The organism is Pseudomonas sp. Lb2C2 (assembly GCF_052112205.1).
Taxonomy (GTDB): domain Bacteria; phylum Pseudomonadota; class Gammaproteobacteria; order Pseudomonadales; family Pseudomonadaceae; genus Aquipseudomonas; species Aquipseudomonas kilonensis.
The window spans coordinates 1-242 of sequence record NZ_JAUTYW010000045.1 but is presented as its reverse complement, the minus strand read 5'-3'; the positions used below and the strand labels follow the sequence as shown (position 1 = coordinate 242).

The following is a 242-nucleotide window of genomic DNA, read 5'->3' as shown; positions in this document are numbered from 1 at the left end:
AGTGACGCTGTAGGAACCGTCAGTGCCCGCCACCACCGTCGCGGTGCTGCCATCCGGGTAAGTCACAGTAACCGTGCTGTTCGGCTCGGCACTGCCGCTGACCACCAGGCTGCCATCGGCATTGGCCACCACGGTTACGCTCGGCGCAACTGGCGCCGTGGTATCGCTGTAAGCCACCACGGTGTCAGGGCTGACATTACCTGCTGCGTCCGACGAGTTCGCAGTGACATCACCGGTCGGTT

1 protein-coding gene is annotated in these 242 nt (G+C 63.6%); it reads right to left on the bottom strand.

Going from position 1 to position 242, the window contains the following annotated elements; translation table 11 throughout:
• A partial coding sequence (locus Q7F16_RS30195; RefSeq protein WP_409557435.1) for an Ig-like domain-containing protein occupies window positions 1-242 on the bottom strand: 242 nt, incomplete at both ends.